Raw genomic sequence first — 18,372 nt, 5'->3', positions numbered from 1 at the left:
CCACGCGCTGCACGATTCCCGGTCAGTAGTCCCGCCGAGACCCGGTCGTCGTCAAGGGCGTCCGCCGCGGAGCCGGTCGGCTGTCCCTGCCACGTCCGGACGCGCCAGGAACCCCTGGATAGCCGGAAACACGCCAGGCGCCTTGTCCACGATTGTCGGCCGGTGCACCATCGCGACCGACACGGACCCGGTCCCTCGCCGCCTGCCCGCCATACACGAACCGGCAGGCCGCGACCATGATTCCGATTTTGATGGGCAGCGACACCAGAAGGTCTGTCACGGTCCACTCCGAGGTCAGCAGCAGGGTGAACAGCGACACATACAGCGCGGTCAGCCGCAGGTCGCGCGCCGGGTGCAGAGTCTCGTCCACGAGCCGGTAGCCCGCGCCGATGATGGCGGAACCGACGAGAACCACGAGCAGCCCGCCGTGCCGGAACAGGTCCGCCTGCGGCGAGATCGCGGCCGCGCTGTACAGGTTCGCGGGCGTGTCGTAGTACTGCTGGTTGAAGGTGTAGCCGGCGGTCCGCACCGGCTTGTCCGGCCAGAGCGCGCGTGGGACCAGACCCAGCACCGGGTCGGTGATCAGCTCGAAGATGCTCTGGTAGGGCACCAGGTTCGGGGTCTTCTGGACGACGGCGGCGAGGCTGTCTACAGACCGACTGCGCTCCGTTACGGTCGAGCCGACCAGGGTCGTCAGGGGTGGCTGATCCTTACCGTCGTCGTCGCCGTCGCCGCCGCCGCCGCCCTCCACCGTCTGGACGACGACCTGCGGTGCGATGGCGACCGCCGCCGGTGCCGACATGTTCTCTCTTCCGTGCGTCCGGACCAGGTCCCGATAAGCGGCGTTGAACGGCACCACGACAAGCACGAAGACGGCCGCGGCGCCCAGCAGTGCGCGCAGCGGCAGCCGTCCGCGGGCGACGGTGAAACTGACGCACACAGCGAGCAGGGTGAAGACGAACTGTCCTTTCATCCCGCTGATCAGCCCGAAGCCGACCTCGGTCCCGAGCAGGACCAGGAAGGCCGTCCGCCGACGGACGCCGCCGAACCGGGCCAGCTCGACCGACGCGATGGCGAGCGCGGCGAGCCCGAGGCCGCCGGCCTGTACCAGGATCTGCGCATACCACGACGAGCCACTCACAGCCTTGGACGGGTCGGCCAGGTAGCCGAACTGCCCGAGGGCGATCTGGGCGACCCGCGCCACGATGGACACACCCGCGAGAACCCACACGGCCCTCGGTCGGTACCTTCCACCGCCGTCGCCGTCGCGTTCCGAGGTCGCGACCGCGGCCAGCCGCTGTCCCATACGAAGCGCGAGCAGGCCGGGACCGACGAGATAGCCGATCGCCCAGAGCGGCGCGGTCAGGCCGATGATGGCCAGCGCGTGCGCGACGCTCGACCGGTCGATGGTCGCCAGAAATCCGGACTGCGGGTTCCGCCACGCGATGGACGCGAGCCCGGTGGTCACGGCGGAGACCAACAGGGACCATGGTCCGAGTCGGAACTGGCGCAGACCGCGCCCTCGGCGGCGGCGGCCGCGGCCGCCGCCGACCAGCGCCGCGACGGCCAGGTACTCAACCGTGACGGCGAGGGAACGCAGAACCACCCGATCGGGAACAGCCGGCACGATGGCGAGGTCGACCAGCCACAAGACGATCGCCACCGCGGCCAGCACGGTCCACGCCGCCGGCATACCCACACGGGCCGCGTTGTCTCCCGGCTTGGAAGGATTCTTCGCCCCAGAAGGCACGGGCTGAGCCAGCGCGGCCCTACGGGTGTCGACCGTGGTCACAGGACGGCCTCGAGCAACTCGGTGAGCCGATGCTGGTACGTGTGTTCGGCGTGGCTCCGTCGTGACGCGGCATCGCCGACGGCGCGCGCCGCCGCCCGGTCGTCCACGCACCATTTGATCCGATCGAGCAGCTCGCCGAAGGTGCTGAACGCGAGAACCTCGCGCTCCTCGTCGAACAGCCCGGGCAGCGCCTCCCGCCGCTCACACAGAACCGTGCCTCCACAACCCGTCGCCTCGAACAGTCTGCAGTTCACGCTCTGCATCTCCGTCGGGTGCAGGGCGTTGACGACGGCACAGGCCCCGCGGAACACGGCCGCTTTCTCCTCACCGGCCACGTAGCGCCCGGTGTGCTGCCGGACCAGCCGAGGCTCCCGAAGCCAGCGGGTTATCGCCGGCCCGTAGATCCGCACGTCGACGCCGTGGTCGAGGAGCTGCCCGATCAGCCGGGCACGGGCGCTGTACATGTTGCCCACGAACACCACCTGCGGCAGTTCCGGCGCGGTGTCCGGTGGCCGGTGGCGGACCGGGTTGCACGCCTCCGGCAGGTAGTACGCCGGCAGGTCAAGCAGGTCGGACAGCCGGCGGGCGAGGAGCGGGTCCTTGAAGAACAGCGCGTCGTAGTCGCCGAGCAGCATCCGCTGCCGTTCGAGGTTGGCCACGGCGTCCGGGAACCACAGGCAGACCCGGACCCCTCGTCGGCGCAGCTCGCGCACCGTCGCCGGCAACAGGTTGAGGTCGACCGAGACCACCAGGTTGATCCCCGCACGCTCGGCCGCCGCCACCAGACCGCGCTGGTACGCGAGGACGGCGTGGTCGGAGGCACGCCGGACGAACTCGAGGGTGGCCGCGACGGCGCGGCTGGCGGGCTGTGGGAAGGCCGGGCCGAGCGCTACCGGGTGAGCGCCGACGTCCGGCAGGCACTGCAGGATGTTCTCCGCGAAGCTGTCGCCACCGATCGGCCCGATCACGCCCACCCGAACCGAGCCACTGACCGGAGCCGGGCCGTCGTCTTTCATGCGTTACCTCTTCCCGATTCGGAGGGGACGGCGAGCCAGTCCTTGCGACCCCGTCCGGTGACCCGATGCAGCCTGGCCGGCACGGACCTGGCCGTGATGTCGACGGCGCGCAACGCCACCCGGAGCAGGAGGACGAAGGTGACCAGGTAGGCGATGCTGGAGGCGATCGCGGCTCCGGCGACGCCGATCGTCGGCACCAGCGTGGCGAGCAGCGCCACCGTCAGGGCCGAGCCGGTCCACTCACAGCGGGCCACCGCGAGCGTCCGCCCAAGCCCACGCAACACGTCATCCATCGCCCGGTTGCAGCCGAGTACCGCCGCGCCCGGCGCGAGCAGCCAGAACAGCCAGATGCTCGGCCCGTAGTCGGGTCCGAGCATCACGTGCACCGCCAAGGGCGCGGCGACGCTGAGCACGCCGATGCACAACGCGCCAACGGCGAAGCTCGCACCCACGGTGGCCAGCACCATCCGACGGTCGACCCCGGAGGCCGGGCCGTGCGCGAGGTTCGCTCTCCCGGCCGCGAGGCGGGGCATCGCGACGTTGCCGAAAGCGGAGCACACGGGCTGAGGAAGCATCGCCATCGAGACCGCGACGGCGTAGTGCCCGACCTGCGCTGGCTGGACGATCACCGCCAGCAGGAGCAGATCCAGAGTCGTGTTGAGCAGATACGAGATCGACGAGAGCATCGTCTTGCCGCCATAGTCGGCCAGACTCCCGCCCATGGAGCGACGCAGCCGACCCCGCCCGGGAAGCGCCTGACGACACAGCACCGCGGCCGCGACGGCCTGCAGGCCGATCGAGCCGATGAGACATAGCACCGCGCGCTCGACGGTCAGCAGGTCGGTGACGGCCAACGCGACCACGGCGGCGGAATAGCAGACCGGTTGGAGCGTACGGGTCACGTTCCAACTGCTGATCCGGGTTGCCTGCAGCGCGAATATCCAGGCGGAGGCGCCGAACACCACAGGCTGGGCGGCGAAGGCCACCCGAAACGCTGTCACCGTGGGGTCATCGACCACCAGAGGCGCAGCCGCTATACCCGCCGCGCCGACGAGGATCCCCAGCCCCAACAGCATTGCCCCGCCGGTGCGGACGGCGTCCCGGGCGCCGGGGCGGTTCCGTGCCACCACGTAGCAGATTGCGTAGGTCAGGCCGCACTCGCCGACCGTCGTGGCGGCCAGCATGTAAGACGTGATGACGGCGTAGGTGCCCCGCCCGGACGGCCCCAGGTAACGAGCGAGGATCAGGCCGCCTGCCGCGCCCAGCCCACTGACGGCGACACTCGTCACTGCCGTCACTCCGACGGAGGCCAGATATCCGCCGCGTCGTTGGGCTTTGGGTACGCGGTGCTTGGCCCGGGTCACGTCGTCTGGTTCCGCGGGAACGGCATGCGTTCCAGGGTCGCGACGACACGGTCGAACCGCTCCCACCGAGGCGCGAGCGCCAGCACATTCGACGTGAACTGGCCATGCGTGGCGAGGCCCTGCGGGGTCAGGTTGAAGATCATGTAGCCGAGCTCGGCGAGCCAGGCGACCAGTTCCGCCTGGCTTCGGCCCTGGCGGGCCAGGTGCCCGGGCAGCATCTCCAGCAGTAGCGCCGGCGACCGGGCGAGGAGCAGGTTCTCGGCGCCACGCAGTACGTCGATCTCGAAGCCCTCGACATCGATCTTGACGAGATCAGGGGGCCGGTGCCGCTCCGTATGGGCGTCGAGGGTGGTGAGAGACGCGACGCGGTCGGCGGATCCGATGTCGGTGACAGGATGAGCGAGGCCAGAGGCGTCACGGTAGACCCGCATGCCGATCTCGCCGACCGTCGCGCCGACGGCGCAGGACTCGAGCCGCACCTGCGACAGCCCGTTGCGCCGGACCATCGCTTCCAGGACCGCCATCGTGTCCGGCACCGGCTCGAAGGCATGCACCTGCCCGGACGACCCCACGAGACCCGCGGCCCACAGGGTGTACACGCCGATGTTCGCGCCGACGTCGTAGCAGCAGTCACCGGGCCCGAGCACGGCGGCGAACACCGGGGCCAGCGCTGGCGGACGGTAACGCAGCGCGGACAGCTCTCGCGCCGACCCGTCCCGGGAGCTGTCGACGTCGAAGAGCATGCCGTTGACGAACCGGCCGCGAAGCGGGCCGGCGTACTCATCGGTCGACCCCTGGGCCCACCCGACGACGCGGTCGCGACCACGCACCTCGGGAAGGTTGGCGGCCAGCCGGCCGGCGAGGCGCCAGCGCAACGGGCCCCGTCCGTGTCCTTGGCCGGGCCGCCGCGATGTCAGATCGGGCCGTCGGTCGGTCACCGCCGCGCCCTTTCCTTGTCGCTGTTCTCGCCGTTCGATGACGCACAGTGAAGGGCCGAGGCCGGGGCCGGCGACGAGGTCGTCAGAAGATCCACATGGCGAACCCTAGGTGGGACCTGTCAGTTGCGTCCGCTCCGCCTGATTCGGTCAGGCGGTGTCGGCGTGCCGTGGCCGCGCTCCACCATCCCGATGTTTGGACACTTACAGTCACCGCTGTGCTCGCTACGCATCGCATCAATACCGAGGCCGAGACCAGGGCCCGCCGCCCTCGCGTCCTGCTGCTGGCGCCGTCCGGAGGGCTCGGTGGCGGCATCGAGCGCTACCTTGGCGCCGTCGAGGAACGGCTGCGCGCCGGCGGCGCCGACGTTCATCGGGTGGACCTGCTCGGCCCGGCGAACTCTCTCAGTCTGCGGACCCGGTTGCGGTTCACGGCCGCGGCGCTGCGTACCGCCCTGCGGTCCGGCCCGTTCGACACGGTCTTCGCCGGCCTCCCCAATCTCATCCCGGTGGCCGCGGTGGCCACGCCCCTCGCCAGGGCGCGGCGTGGCCTGGTCCTGTTCCACGGAACGGACATCTGGGCGATGAGAGACGTGGACCGGGTGATACTCACCCACCACCCGGTTCTGCGCCCCATGACCGTGAGCTCCTACAGCTCCGGCGCGCTCGCCCGCATCGGCATGGCACCGGTGCTGCGACCCGGCATCGCGACCTCGTGGCGCGCGGCCCTGATCGCCGCCGGTGACCGACGGTCCACGCCGGGCGCCGTCCCCACGCTGCTCAGCGTCTTCCGGCTCAACGACGCCGACTGGGTGGGCAAGGGACTGTGCGAACTGCTCGCGGCGCTGCCGACGGTCCGCACTCACATCGGCCCCGTGCGTCTCGTCGTGGCCGGCCAGGGCCCGGTTCTCGACGCGGTGCGCCGAGCGGTCGCGGGGCATGAGGACGTCGACCTGGTCGAATCGCCGGACGACGCGACGCTGGCCGAACTGTATGCGGCGGCGGACCTGTTCGTGCTGTGCACCCGGACCCGGGTGCAGCCGCCGCGCAGCGGCGAGGGCTACGGACTGGTCCTGACCGAGGCGCAACTCGCCGGATGCCCGGTCGTCGGACCGGCGTACGGTGCGCGTGACGCGTACGTGGACGGCCTCACCGGCGCCACCCCCGCCGACGAGTCCCCGGCGGCGCTCGCCGCGGTGCTGGTGGATCTGCTCTCAGACCGGGCTCGGCTCACCCAGATGCGGCAACGTTGCGCCGAGTGGTCGCGGATGACCACCGAGCCGGCGGAACACATCCGAAACGTGTTCAGAGCCATCCTCGGTACTCCTCCACCCACGCCGCACCCTCGACCGACGCAGTCGACGCAGTCGACGCAGTCGACACAGTCGGGGCAGTCGGGGCAGGCGGGAAGCCCTGCCAGCCAAGCCCCTGTGCCGTCCCCACTGTCCATCCCCGCGATCCCAGCGCAGCCGACTCCTACCGCATCGCGGTCCGCCCGCCCCGCGGGAAGCGACGTCCGGCACCGATGACGTCGCGACGGCGACGGCGACGGCGATTTCTGATCATCAGGATGAGCGCTCACCGCACCGCGGGCGGCACGGCGAGCAGCCTCGACCAGGTTTGTCAGCCGGCTTGGGGGCTCGCCCCGGCTACGCCCGCGGCTGGGGCACCCCCTCGGACCCGACGTGCTGAGGCCATGGTCAGCGCAGCGGGTCCTTCGTGTTCTTGCGCCAGTACACGCCGGTCCAGTCGATCTTGACCAGCGGATCGTCGATCTGGTGCGCGTTGCGGTAGTCCTCGACCGCCCGCCGGCATCCCTCTACGGCGCCGTAGTCGTCGATGATGCAGAAGCCTCCGTCTGACAGCCGCGGGTAGAGAGCGTCCAGCGCCTCGCTCGTGCTCTCGTACATGTCACCGTCGAGCCGGAGCACGGCGAGCCGCTCGACCGGCGCCGTCGGCAGCGTGTCGCGGAACCAGCCGGGCAGGAAACGCACCTGGTCGTCGAGCAGGCCGTATCGCCGGAAGTTCTCCCGCACCTCGGCCTCGGACACCACGAGCTCGGTCCATTTGTGGTGGGGATCTCCGGCATCATCCGGCCACCGCTCAGGATTGGGCGCCGGCAGACCGGCGAACGAGTCGGCGACCCATACCGTACGGTCGCGTACACCGTGTGCCGCCAGGACGCCGCGCATCATGATGGCGGACCCACCCCGCCAGACACCCGTCTCGATAAGGTCCCCGGGAACATCATCGGCGAGTACCTGCTCGACCGCCTCCTGAAGCTGCTTCAGGCGACGGCTTCCCGTCATGGTGTGCGCAAGCCGAGGCCAGTCCCCACCCACGTCACGCGCGCCGGCGGCGCTGTATCGGACCAGTTCCAGTCCGCGCGCCTCGAGAAGTCGGAAAAGGACGCGGTGCGCCGCGCGGCGGGGCCGCCAGATCCTGCCGTCCCGCCCCTCCCAGAGTGAAAAAGTGAGGGTTTCTCGCAGCAGGTCCAGATAACGGCCCGCCAATTCGGCGGAATCGACATGCGAAAGTTCCATTACTGCTCCTAGTCCGTATCGTCCGTCGAGACGCCGATATCAGCGGAACCAGTCGGCCTCATGGCGCGCCAAACCGGCGGGTGTCGCGTCCTCCCCTTGGCCCGTCAAGTCTGGCGGATATCCATCGCGACATCGCGGAGGACACGCTGAAGGCGGGAGTCCGACTCCGCCGGACAAGCCCGAGGTAAGGTACGGCGGCGGCGCGGGGCGGGTTTTTCTCCAGACGTCCTCGGCGCGTAGGCCATGAGGTTATGCCCGATTGGCGGAATGATCCCGTGGTGTGGCGTGGACGCAGCCCGACCGCGGGCTTCTCCGCCAGGACCGTCTCGGTTCCTTCCGCCCCGGGCCCCCGTCCCCTCAGGACATGGCAAGAATCCGGAGCAGTATTCCGGCGGGACCGTGGAGTTTCAGGCGGGCTCCACGATCATCCAGCCGATGGTCGAAGTGTCGCTCGAGGAAGCCGACGTGATCGTGAAGCTCGTTCCCGCGACTCTCGCGGACACACCTATCGGCTGAGGTGTGCCGACCCCGGACAGGTTCTGCGGGGTCAGGAAGATCCGGCTGTTCGCGGTGACGGCGCTTGTGGTGACCGTGGCCGCGCCGCTGGACAACGTGGCGGCACCGAGGCGCGCGTTGGTCCCCTCCTTGACCAGGAGCCCGTTTCCGGCGTTGCCTACGATCAGGTCGCCACCCGTCTGGAGAGTCACATTGGCGAGGAGGTTTCCGCTCCCGTCCCGTTCGAGTGTCACGTCCTCGGCCGCGCCGAAATCGATTCCATCCTTGGCGGCACCCAGACGCAGATGTATCGTGTTGGCCTCGCTTCGGATTCTGGTCGCGAACGCCTTGATGTTCACGTATGATCCGCCGGTACCCGAGTCGACGGTCATCTCCCCACCGGAGCCGGCCGTACCGTTGTTGAGCCACTGGTTCGCGCTGATGGACCCTTCCAACGTCGATTCGAGGCGCCCGAAGGACACCGCCTGCGACGTGGTCCCGTAAATGGCCAACCCGTTGTACAGACGCATTTCTCCCGCGGACGTGACGCCACCCGACACGGGCCGGTTGACCGTGACCGTCACGTTTGTGGCAGTGGCCGTCGCAGCAGCCGACATGGTGGCCGCGGTGGGGGACACGATGGACGCGATCGTCGTGGCGCCCGGGATGCCGGCACCGCTGATGGAGAGACCCACGTCATCGGCCCGGAATCCCGCGCTCCCCGACGAGACGGTCGTCGAACTGTTGGTCGTCGTGAAGTCCTCGAACACCCGACGGCGCCCCACATAAAATGTGCCGAGCGCGAGGAGGTCCTTTCTGAACTCAAATGGCGTTCCACTCGTCGCGTCCATGAATGGTGCGTTGGTCGATTCGTCCAGATCCAGAACGTAGTGGTCACCGATATTGTCGTTGCGGTCGACGATCAGCTCGTTGGTGTGGACGACCGGATGGAAGGCGTTGCCCTGGGCATCGATCAGCGCACGCGTCGACAGCCATTTGCTCCGCTGGCTCATCGCCCGGTAGAAAGTCCCCTGGTCGCATCCCACGCCAGCCGCGTAGGAAATCAGGTTCGACACCTTGGTCAGCTGCGTCGAATCAATGGATCCATGATGGAAGAGGACGACGATGCTGCGGTTCGCCACGGCCTCGTCGATGTACCCCTCGATGGTCGCCTGGGACGGGGCGAGGATGTCTATTCCCGGGACGTCGAAGGGATCCGGCGCGTTTCGGCTGACCACACCCCGGCTACAGCGGAAGAACTCGTGCCGCCGGCTGACTATTTCTTTCACCCGGTCGTTCGCCGACCCGCCTGGGTAGGAACCCGTCTTGACCGAGAAGCCGAATTTCGATTGAATGTCGCCGATGGCGGCACCTAGCAGGAGATCGAGCGCCACCGCACCGTATGTCAGGTAGTAGGTCCCAAGATCTTCATGATTCTTGCCGTGCGTGGCGATCTCGTGGCCGGCGGAGACGATTGCCGCAACCTGTGCGGTGGTGATGTACGAGTCCCCGTATACCGGAGACGTCCCGGCCTGGTCCACCCAGTCAACCGACAGGAATAATGTTCCCTTGATCCCGTTGGAGGCGAGCAGGGAGAAATATCCCGCCTGGGTGTCGTAGCCGTCGTCGCCAGCCCAGACCACGAAAGGTCCAGGCTCATCGCTTGTCAGGCTCACCGGAGCGACGTCAAATTGCATGCGTTCCTCCCTGAAAATGGATTGTTCGGTCGTATGCGGTCATCACAAGGACGGGCCGCATGTCGCCGTGATCGACAGCGATGTTCTCCTGTCCAGGTTTTCCCGGATGTCCTTGGCCGAGCGGAAGATGGCCCGGTCGGTGGCGCTGACGCGGCGCGGGCGGGCGGGCGCGATAGCGGTCAGGGGGTGCCAGGTACCAAGTGGTGGCGAAGCCGCGTTCACCATGGGCTCGGACGGCGCGGGCGCCGACGTCCGTGAAGATGACGGGCCGGGGCAGGGCGGGACCGATCGCTGGCCGTGGGTGGGTGTACCCCGGCGCCGCGCGCCTGATGGGGCCGTGTTTCTACTCGTCCTCCTGGCCGCGGGGCTGTGGAGGCAGCGGGCCAACGACTCGGAGGTGTGCCCCCGACAGGCGGCCGACGCTGGACCTCTGGACAGCCCGTCGAGCCAGCCGCTTGACAATGTTTCCAGATTGGGAAACTGTTTCCAACATGGATGACAACGTGTTCACGTCGAGCCTGCACTACCGGGACCCGAAGGCGGCGCTGTCCTGGCTGGCCGAGACGTTCGGGTTCGAGGTCACGATGGCGATCGACGGGCCGCCGGACGCCCCGGAGATGTGCCACTACGAGATGAGCTGCGCCGGCCGCGGGCGGATCATGATCGGCGGCGAGTGGGCCGAGTGGGCGCGCAGTCCGGCGAGCGTCGGCGGAGCCAACACACAGCGGGTACACGTCCAGCTGCCCGACGGTCTCGACGAACACTGCGAGCGGGCCAGGGCCGCCGGCGCCCAGATCCAGGCCGAGCCGGCGGACCAGTTCTACGGCGACCGGACCTACCGGGCCGTCGACCCCGAGGGGCACTCCTGGACGTTCTCCGCGCACATCCGCGACGTCACGCGCGCGGAGGCCGAGGCCGAGCTGGGACAGCCGATCATGGCCACCGGCTGGGCATGAGCGAGCCCGCGCTCGCGGGGCTGGACGGCACGCTTGCCGCGCTGGCCGACCCGGTCCGGCGCCGCGCCGTGGAGCTGCTCGCCGAGCGGCCGCGCCGGGCCGGTGAGCTGGCGAAGGAGCTCGGCACCGCGCCGTCGACGATGAGCAAGCACCTGCGGGTGCTGCGCCAGTCCGGCCTGGTGACCGAGACGAGCCCCGAGTTCGACACCCGGGTGCGGATCTACGCGCTCACCTCGGCGCCGATGGCGGAGCTGCGGCGCTGGCTGGTCGGCGCCGAGCAGGCCTGGGCGGAGCAGCTCAGCTCCTTCGCCGCCCACCTGGAACACGACGCGGACGTCACGCCCCGGGCGCTCGATCCGGACGGCGCGCCTGATGCCGCCGATGCTCCCGGCGCGGGCGACGCGGCCGAGAGGTCGCAGCCATGACCGAGGGATCACGCGTCCTGGTCGCGCTGCGGGTACCGGCTCCCGCGGCGCGGGCGTTCACCGTGTTCACGGCGCAGATCGCCGACTGGTGGCGGCCCAACGGCCTCTTCTCGTTCAGCGACCGAACGGGAACCCTCGCCTTCGAACCGGGCCCGGGCGGCCGGCTGGTCGAGACGTATGACGACGGCGGCTCGTTCGTCGTCGGCCACATCCGCGTCTGGGAGCCGCCCAGCCGGCTCGTGCTCAGCTGGCGCCACGCCAGCTTCGCCCCAGACCAGGAAACCGAGCTGCACGTCCGGTTCGACGAGATCCGTGACGACGCCGCCGGCCAGCCCGTCCAGACGCGCGTCACCGTGGAGCACTTCGGCTGGGACCGGCTGCCACCCGAGCACGTGGCCCGGCATGGCTTCCCGCTGGCGGTCTTCCAGCTGCGCTTCGCCGAATGGTGGCAGTCGCTGCTGCAAACCCTCGCCCGCGTCGCCGTCGAGGCGACCGGCGCGGGAGGCTACTGGTGATCTGGTGGGATCCTCGGACCCCGAGCTCCGAGGATCCCACCAGATCATGAACCGGGCCATGATCCGGTGAAACGATGATCCGGTGGAGTCGTCGGCACCGTCCCGATCAACGACCACAGGATTTTCCCGCTAAGGCACCGGGTCCGCGCGGGCGCCAGCGGCGGCGGCGGCGTGGGCATCAGTGCCGAGGCGCCGAACCGCGACGCGACGCAGGGTCCAGGTGATGACGCCGGTCTCCGGCGGCGCGGACGCCAGTGCCGCCAGGTCGGTGGCGAGCCGGTCGAGCTCGGCCTCACGATCACCGAACAACGGGTCTACCCGCCAGACGCCGAGGTTCATGGCGAACATCGCCGCCGCGGCGGCGACCGGCGGGCTGAGCCGCTCGGTGGCGTTGTACTCGACCTCGAAGTCCGGCGTCGACTGGCGAGCGGCCAGGTCGTGCAGCGCGGTGTTGAGCAGCCGGCCCGTGTGCAGCGTCGTACCACGGGCGGCGAGCAGACGCCTGGCATGGTCAAGGTAGGCGGCGAGGACAGGCTGGTCGGTGTTGATGGACTCGATCTCGTCAAGCAGCAGCACACCGTGCGGCGCGAGCTGGGTGATCCAGCCGTCGACGGCGGTCGTGACGTCGGCCAGGTGTGCCAGCAGGAGCCGCGCATAGACCACGTCGGCGCCGCGAGCCTGAGCTGGGAACGGGACACGTCGGACGTCGTGCCGAACGAACTCGATCTCGCCCGCCTCACCGGTACCGCCGCCGGTTCCACCCTCGACGCCCGCCTGGCCGGCCTGACCCGCCTGGTCGTCGACGTGGGTGGAGCCGGCGACGGCGAGGAACGCCCCTGAAGCGTCCAGCCCGACGGTGCGCCGCGCGCCCGTGGCGGCCGCGAGCAGACGGGTCGTGTGGCCGGGCCCGCAGCCGAGGTCGACCGCGAGCGCCGGCCGGGTCCCCGCGGGCACCCGCGCGGCGACGAACGCCCGCGACCCCGGATCGAAGACCTCGGAGACGAGGGCGAGCCGGCGTACCGCCGCCTCGGTGTCCCGGAAGGCATACGGGGTGAGGATCTCGAACGTCGGCTCGACGGTGACCGGGCAGGCGAGCGACGCGGCGATGTAGCACTGCCGGTGCGCCAGCTGGACGAGTCGGCCCAGCCGGTCCTCGGTCGTGTCCGTGACGGCCGTGATCCGTGGCCGCAGCACGATCTCGGTGATCCGGCCGCCGCCCCTGCCGTCCTCGGTCAGGACGGCGTGACCGGCCTCCTGGTAGTCGCGCACGTCGATCCGGGCACGGGCGGCGACCGCGAGAAACGACAGCAGCTGGCAGGACGCCGCCGACAGGACCAGGAGCTGCTCGGGGTTCAGCAGGGCCGGGTCACCGCGGAACGCCGGGTCCGAGGACAGCCGCAGGGCCGCCGCGGCGGTACTCGCGTGCCCCACGTGGGCCCGCGAGTACCGCTCGTACCCGGCGCCGGTGGATCCGGACCACGAGCAGGTGACCGAGTAGGTGTGCGTCGGCGGACGAGGCTGGGTGGCGTGGGTCTGCGCGGCAGCGACCATGCCCGCCATCTTCATCCAGGCACCGGCTCCTCGTTAAGGGGAAATGTCGTGGCGGCGCCCAGGCGACCGATCCGTGTGTGTTGTCTCTCAGCGCGGGCTCGACGTCGGACGGTCCGCCCGCTGCGTCGCGTCCGCGCGCCGGCCGGCCCCACTCCAGCCCGCGGCGCCGACGGCAGGACGTCCGCCGGCCAGGTCGCCACGGTGCATCCGGCTGCCCGTCACCAGCAGATTCACACCGTAGACGAGCAGGAACAGGCCGAACAGCAGCGCCAGAGTTAGTGCACCGGCGTAGGGGTGGGCGAACACGACGATCCCGAACAGGATGCTGGCGACGCCGAGCAGCCCAAGGCTGAGGCGAAGACCGCCGGTCCCGTGGGAGGCGACGGCCGACCCGATCTCGACCACCCCGGTGACCACCGCCCAGGCCGCGATCCAGATGGCCAGCACGAACGCGGTGATGCCGGGCCACACGAGCGCCACGATGCCGGCTGTGATGTCCAGCAGTCCGAGCAGAACGTGGCCGGCGACCGGGCCGGCCCGGTCGCTGGCGAACGCGCGGTGGAACTGGCCGAACGCATCGCAGAACACGTAGACCGCGAACACCACCACCAGCGCGGCGATGGTGATGTGGGGCCACGCGATGGCGAAGATCCCCAGAATCACCGCGACCGTGCCACGTACCAGCATGGACGTCGATGTCGACCTGACCAAGTCCGTCGACGTGACCATGACTGCTCACCCCCTGAGTTTGTCCACTCTCTTTCCGTGTGCATGCCCAGTTGAGATTGGACGACGCCCACGACAGCCGACCGGCCGGTTCAGGCGATGGGGATGTCGCGGCGACGCAGGCCAGCCAGACCAGCGGCGGCCAGGGCCAGGGCCAGGACGCACAGGATCGCCAGCGGCGCGGCGGTGACGGAGCCGCCGGGAGGGCGGGTGGCGTGGGTGAAGGGCGAGACGTCGAGGAGCCAGTGGCTGAGATTCAGGCCGGAGCCGACCAGGCCGATGAGCAGGCAGGCGGCGAGTGCCGCCCAGCTGACCGGCCACAGACGCGGGACCAGGCCGAACAGGGCGAACGCGAGGGCGGCGAGCACCGCGACGGCGGGCAGTTGCACCGCGGCGGAGCTGAGCCCTCTGGCCGTCTCGTGGCCGATGCCGCCGGAGCTGGCCCCGTAGACGAGTCCCGTGACAGTGCCGGCGACCAGCATCGCGAACGTGGGGCCGAGGACGGCGAAGACGAGGTGGCTCGTGGCCCAGCGCAGCCGGCCGACGGCCGTGGCCAGGACGGGCTCCGCCCGGCCGCTCGCCTCCTCCGCGCGCAGGCGCAGCACCGCCTGGATGGCGTAGCCGGCGGCGATCATCCCGAGGATGGACATGATCGAGGCCAGGTAGGAGTTCACGAGCTCGGCACGGCCGCCGAGGCGGGTGAACACGTCACGCAGGCCGGGGTTGTCACTGACCAGGTCCGTCACGCCGCTCGCGACGCCGCCGAAGACGACGCCGAGCAGCGCGAACCCGGCCACCCAGCCGGCAAGCAGCCCTCGGTGCAGCCGCCAGGCCAGTGCCAGCGGTGAGCCGAACGCGGGCCGAGCCGCCGCCGAGCCGAGCCGGTCGGGCAGCAGCCCGGCGCCGAGATCGCGCCGCGCCGACAGCGTCACGGCGACCGTGACGAGAACCGCGACGATGGCCGCGGCCACCGCGAACACCCACCAGTGCCGGGCGCCGGACGGTCCCGCGAACGGGTAGACGCGCTGGAGCAGCCCGATCGGCGAGACCCACGACAGCCATTCCAGCGTGCCCCCGGAGCCGCCTGGGGTGGTGGAACCGCCGCGATCGCCAAGGATCCGCGCGGCGTAGGCGGCCGCGAGCGCGGCGGCGCCGATCCCGCGCGCGGCGCCGGCGCCGGTCGTGAGCTGCGCGGCCACCGCCCCGACACCGGCGAAGATCCAGCCGGCCGCCGCCCATTCCAGGCCGACGGCGACCGACCCAGCCACGGGCAGGCCGCGCAGACTCAGCGCGACCGCCGTCACCAGCGCGACGCACAGGTTCGCCGCGAACGTGACCATGAGTGCGGCCGCCAGGCCCGCCTGGCGGCCGACGACCGTCGAACCAATCAGCTCACGCCGGCCAGCCTCCTCCTCTGTCCTGGTGTGCCGGATGACGACGAGCAGGCTGATCAGGCCGACGACGACCGGGATGAACCCACCGCGCCAGGTGACCAGCTCGCCCAGGCTGGAGCCGGAAAGCCGGCCGTAGAGCGCCGTGAAGGTGCCGTTGTGCGCGCCGGTCGCCGCGAAGCGCGCCCGGTCCGCGGGCGTCGGGTACAGGTCGGCGAACGCCACGGCGAAGCTGACCGGGAGGATCCCGACGATGTAGACCCAGATCGGCAGCAGCACCCGGTCGCGTCGCAGCACCAGCCGTGCCAGCGCGCCGGTCCCCCGCAGGCTGGTCATCGCCGCGCCTCCGCACGCCCGTCGGCGGCGGGGGTCGCCTCGGCGTCCGCACCCGCCTGCTTCGCACCGCTGGTCGCGTCCGCGGTCGCGCCGCCGGACTCCACCGCGTTCTCCCGGCCTGTCCGGTCGTAGTGACGCAGGAACAGCTCCTCCAGCGTGGGCGGCTTGCTCACCAGGCCGCGAACCCCGGCCGAGGCCAGCCGCGACAGCGCGGGGGTGAGCGCGTTGGCGTCCGCCTCGAAGCTGACCCGGTCGCCGTCGGTCACCAGGGCGTGGACGCCGGGCAGGGCGGCGAGACCGGCGGCGGTCACCGCCGGGTCGGCCGAGGCGACGAGGTCCGCCGCCACGACGGTCCGGGTGAGGTGGCGCATCTCGGCGAGCGTGCCGGCCTCGACCGTCCGCCCGTCACGAATGATCGTGACCCGTTCGCACAGCGCCTCGACCTCGTCGAGGAGGTGACTGGACAGCAGCACCGTGCGCCCGTCACGGCGCTGCTCCTCGCGGACCAGCTCACGGAACTGGTCCTCCATCAGCGGGTCGAGGCCGCTCGTCGGCTCGTCGAGCAGCAGCAGCTCGACGTTCGAGGCGAACGCGGCCACGAGCGCGACCTTCTGCCGGTTGCCTTTCGAGTAGGACCGGCCCTTCTTGCGCGGGTCGAGATCGAACCGCTCCAGCAGCTCGGCGCGCCGTCGCGGGTCCAGCCCGCCGCGCAGCCGGCCGAGCAGGTCGATGGCCTCGCCACCGGACAGGTTCGGCCACAGCGTCACGTCGCCGGGCACGTACGCGAGCCGGCGGTGCAACCCCGTCGCGTCCCGCCAGGCGTCCTCGCCCAGCACGGTCGCAATCCCGGCGTCGGCCCGCATCAGCCCGAGCAGAATGCGCAGCGTCGTGCTCTTGCCCGCGCCGTTGGGCCCCAGGAAGCCGTGCACCTCACCGGGGCGTACGACCAGGTCCAGCCCGTCGAGCGCCCGGGTCACCCCGAACGTCTTGACCAGCCCTTCCGCCCGGATTGCCTCACTCATGGTCGTGGCCCTTCGCCACCGTGCCCGCCACCGTCGCCGGCGAGGGCCGACGAGAACGGCGGGCGTGCCTGAAGCTGGTCATAGGCGGCCCGCGCCTGGGCGGCCTGGTCCTCGGTGAGCAGGGGGTGCGTGTAGAGGTCGACGATTGCCCTGCCGAGGCGGATGTGCCCGCTCGCGTCGAGGACGTCGGCGCCGAGCGCGCGCGAGACCTGGTCGTGCAGCATGAGCAGCCCGGTCTGCATGGCGACCAGCGCGGCGGCGAACGCCCGCGGGTCTTCCGGCTTCGCCGGCAGCCGCTCGTCCCGCGCCCACTGCTCGGCGAGATCGACCATGCGGTCGAACAGCGCGGCGGCCGACGGGGAGCCGTCGACCAGCGATCGCGCCAGGTAGCGCTGCATCAGCAGTACCGACGGGTAGACGGCGGCCATGTACGCGGAGTCGGCCAGCCTGCCGGCGAGGACGGCTTCCTCCTTGATCGCCATCGTGTGGTCGAGCGCATGCGCGTCACACGCTTCGCGCAGCGCCTCCTTCGACCCGAAGTGGTGGCGCACCAGGCCCGACGACACCCCGGCCGCCGCGGCGATCCCCCGGATCGTCGTCGCCTCGAAGCCCTGCTCGGCGAACAGCCGCAGCGCCGCGTCTCGGATCCGCGCCTTGGCGGTCAGATCCTCGTCCGCTCGCTCCATCCGCATCGTCCTCTCCCCCTCCTGACCGGGACTATACGTCGAAGCAGTTGGCTACACACCTGTGTAGTGTTACCCGTGCCGAGCTGACCTATGCCCCGGGGAGCGAGGGCCTTTCGGGCCCCAGGTGGCAGTTCGAGCGGGTGCGGGGGGATCGCGTTAGCGTGCCGGAGTGGCTGATTCCGCGCCGGTCGTCCTGGTACACGGCTTTGCGTCCTCGAGCGAGCACGGCTGGCGGCCCGCTGGCTGGATCGACCTGCTGCGGGAGACGGGACGGGACGTCATCGCCGTCGACCTGCCGGGACACGGCACGGCCCCGCACTCGACCGACCCGGCGGACTACGCCGACGTCGCGGCGACCGTCGCCGACGCGTTCGCCGACCGCGGCCCGGTCGACGCCGTCGGCTTCTCCGCCGGCGCCCGCCTGCTGCTCGAGTGCGCCGCGCGCGGGCTCGCCTCGTTCGAGCGGCTGGTGCTGATGGGCATCGGCCCGGCGGTTCTCGAGATCCGTGAGGCCGTCCCGTTCGCGATCGACAATGCCGACCCGGCCGACGTCCGGGCGCGCCTGTTCCGCGGTCTCGCGCGCAGCGCGGGCAACGACCTGGACGCGCTGGCCGCGTTCGCCCGCCGCCCCGTCGAGCCGCTCACGGCCGTGGAGCTGGCCGCCGTCACCTGCCAGGTCCTCGTCGTCACCGGCGAGCGCGACAGCGTCGGCTCGCCCGAGGCCCTGGCCGCGATGCTGCCGAACGCCACCGGCGTGACCATCGAAGGCGCCGACCACTTCTCCCTGCAGTCCAACATGCGCGCCATGGACACCGTCCTGAGCTTCCTCGGCGCCTGACACCCCCGGCTGCCTTGCACCCCCGCCGCCATTCCCGGGGCCAGCACCCGCGACACTGGCCCGCGGGGGCGAGGAGGGATGACG

The 18,372-nt window shown here is 70.7% G+C and carries 16 protein-coding genes; 5 read left to right on the top strand and 11 right to left on the bottom strand.

The features are described from left to right. Positions 1-22 precede the first annotated feature (22 nt). From FRCN3DRAFT_RS0206435 to FRCN3DRAFT_RS0206420, 4 genes are all read right to left on the bottom strand, one after another. Positions 23-1,693: a hypothetical protein gene (locus FRCN3DRAFT_RS0206435; protein WP_198535944.1), complete on the bottom strand. Its 1,671-nt coding sequence runs from the start codon at positions 1,691-1,693 to the stop codon at positions 23-25. A 95-nt stretch (positions 1,694-1,788) separates the two neighbouring features. Beyond that, a complete protein-coding gene (locus FRCN3DRAFT_RS0206430; protein WP_007511785.1) occupies positions 1,789-2,808 on the bottom strand; it encodes a CgeB family protein in 1,020 nt (339 codons plus the stop codon). After that, complete coding sequence (locus FRCN3DRAFT_RS0206425; RefSeq protein WP_027140316.1) at positions 2,805-4,172, bottom strand: lipopolysaccharide biosynthesis protein; 1,368 nt, start codon at positions 4,170-4,172, stop codon at positions 2,805-2,807. The genes FRCN3DRAFT_RS0206430 and FRCN3DRAFT_RS0206425 overlap by 4 nt, the downstream gene beginning before the upstream one ends. After that, positions 4,169-5,002 (bottom strand): FkbM family methyltransferase, encoded by an 834-nt coding sequence (locus FRCN3DRAFT_RS0206420; protein ID WP_232793943.1) that lies wholly within the window; start codon positions 5,000-5,002, stop codon positions 4,169-4,171. The genes FRCN3DRAFT_RS0206425 and FRCN3DRAFT_RS0206420 overlap by 4 nt, the downstream gene beginning before the upstream one ends. 323 nt (positions 5,003-5,325) lie before the next feature. On the opposite strand from FRCN3DRAFT_RS0206420, the gene FRCN3DRAFT_RS0206415 reads away from it, so the two are divergent. Further along, positions 5,326-6,636: a glycosyltransferase family 4 protein gene (locus FRCN3DRAFT_RS0206415; protein ID WP_051466159.1), complete on the top strand. Its 1,311-nt coding sequence runs from the start codon at positions 5,326-5,328 to the stop codon at positions 6,634-6,636. A gap of 171 nt (positions 6,637-6,807) precedes the next feature. On the opposite strand, the gene FRCN3DRAFT_RS0206410 is transcribed toward FRCN3DRAFT_RS0206415, so the two are convergent. Further along, a complete protein-coding gene (locus FRCN3DRAFT_RS0206410; protein ID WP_007511780.1) occupies positions 6,808-7,650 on the bottom strand; it encodes a TylF/MycF family methyltransferase in 843 nt (280 codons plus the stop codon). A 407-nt stretch (positions 7,651-8,057) separates the two neighbouring features. Further along, positions 8,058-9,842, bottom strand: a complete 1,785-nt coding sequence (locus FRCN3DRAFT_RS0206405) for a polysaccharide deacetylase family protein (protein WP_007511778.1) — start codon at positions 9,840-9,842, stop codon at positions 8,058-8,060. A gap of 491 nt (positions 9,843-10,333) precedes the next feature. Here FRCN3DRAFT_RS0206405 and FRCN3DRAFT_RS0206400 point away from each other — a divergent pair, with 491 nt between their 5' ends. From FRCN3DRAFT_RS0206400 to FRCN3DRAFT_RS0206390, 3 genes are read left to right on the top strand one after another with little or no spacing between them, the layout of a single operon-like run. Next, positions 10,334-10,798, top strand: coding sequence for a VOC family protein (locus FRCN3DRAFT_RS0206400; RefSeq protein WP_027140315.1), 465 nt, complete (start codon positions 10,334-10,336; stop codon positions 10,796-10,798). Further along, complete coding sequence (locus FRCN3DRAFT_RS42965) at positions 10,795-11,223, top strand: ArsR/SmtB family transcription factor (RefSeq protein WP_007511776.1); 429 nt, start codon at positions 10,795-10,797, stop codon at positions 11,221-11,223. The genes FRCN3DRAFT_RS0206400 and FRCN3DRAFT_RS42965 overlap by 4 nt, the downstream gene beginning before the upstream one ends. Then, complete coding sequence (locus tag FRCN3DRAFT_RS0206390; RefSeq protein WP_007511775.1) at positions 11,220-11,738, top strand: SRPBCC domain-containing protein; 519 nt, start codon at positions 11,220-11,222, stop codon at positions 11,736-11,738. Before FRCN3DRAFT_RS42965 ends, FRCN3DRAFT_RS0206390 begins: the two co-directional genes overlap by 4 nt. 129 nt (positions 11,739-11,867) lie before the next feature. Here FRCN3DRAFT_RS0206390 and FRCN3DRAFT_RS49230 read toward each other — a convergent pair whose 3' ends face one another. The 5 genes from FRCN3DRAFT_RS49230 to FRCN3DRAFT_RS0206365 all read right to left on the bottom strand — a co-directional run bounded on the left by FRCN3DRAFT_RS49230 (position 11,868) and on the right by FRCN3DRAFT_RS0206365 (position 17,456). Beyond that, positions 11,868-13,304: an OsmC family protein gene (locus tag FRCN3DRAFT_RS49230; protein WP_007511774.1), complete on the bottom strand. Its 1,437-nt coding sequence runs from the start codon at positions 13,302-13,304 to the stop codon at positions 11,868-11,870. 72 nt (positions 13,305-13,376) lie between these two features. Next, the gene (locus FRCN3DRAFT_RS0206380; RefSeq protein WP_232793942.1) at positions 13,377-13,976 is read right to left on the bottom strand and encodes an HdeD family acid-resistance protein; all 600 of its coding nucleotides are present in this window, start codon (positions 13,974-13,976) and stop codon (positions 13,377-13,379) included. Between the two features lie 131 nt (positions 13,977-14,107). Next, the gene (locus FRCN3DRAFT_RS0206375; RefSeq protein ID WP_007511771.1) at positions 14,108-15,742 is read right to left on the bottom strand and encodes an ABC transporter permease; all 1,635 of its coding nucleotides are present in this window, start codon (positions 15,740-15,742) and stop codon (positions 14,108-14,110) included. Next, on the bottom strand, positions 15,739-16,764 hold the full coding sequence (locus FRCN3DRAFT_RS0206370; protein WP_007511770.1) for an ABC transporter ATP-binding protein: 1,026 nt from the start codon (positions 16,762-16,764) through the stop codon (positions 15,739-15,741). The genes FRCN3DRAFT_RS0206375 and FRCN3DRAFT_RS0206370 overlap by 4 nt, the downstream gene beginning before the upstream one ends. Then, positions 16,761-17,456, bottom strand: a complete 696-nt coding sequence (locus FRCN3DRAFT_RS0206365; protein WP_007511769.1) for a TetR/AcrR family transcriptional regulator — start codon at positions 17,454-17,456, stop codon at positions 16,761-16,763. Before FRCN3DRAFT_RS0206365 ends, FRCN3DRAFT_RS0206370 begins: the two co-directional genes overlap by 4 nt. A 163-nt stretch (positions 17,457-17,619) precedes the next feature. On the opposite strand from FRCN3DRAFT_RS0206365, the gene FRCN3DRAFT_RS0206360 reads away from it, so the two are divergent. Beyond that, positions 17,620-18,288: an alpha/beta fold hydrolase gene (locus FRCN3DRAFT_RS0206360; RefSeq protein ID WP_007511768.1), complete on the top strand. Its 669-nt coding sequence runs from the start codon at positions 17,620-17,622 to the stop codon at positions 18,286-18,288. Positions 18,289-18,372 lie beyond the last annotated feature (84 nt).

The sequence above is a fragment of the Pseudofrankia saprophytica genome (genome assembly GCF_000235425.2).
Lineage (GTDB): Bacteria > Actinomycetota > Actinomycetes > Frankiales > Frankiaceae > Pseudofrankia > Pseudofrankia saprophytica.
The sequence above is the reverse complement of the archived record's forward strand: the minus strand, read 5'-3'. Positions and strand labels throughout refer to the sequence as shown.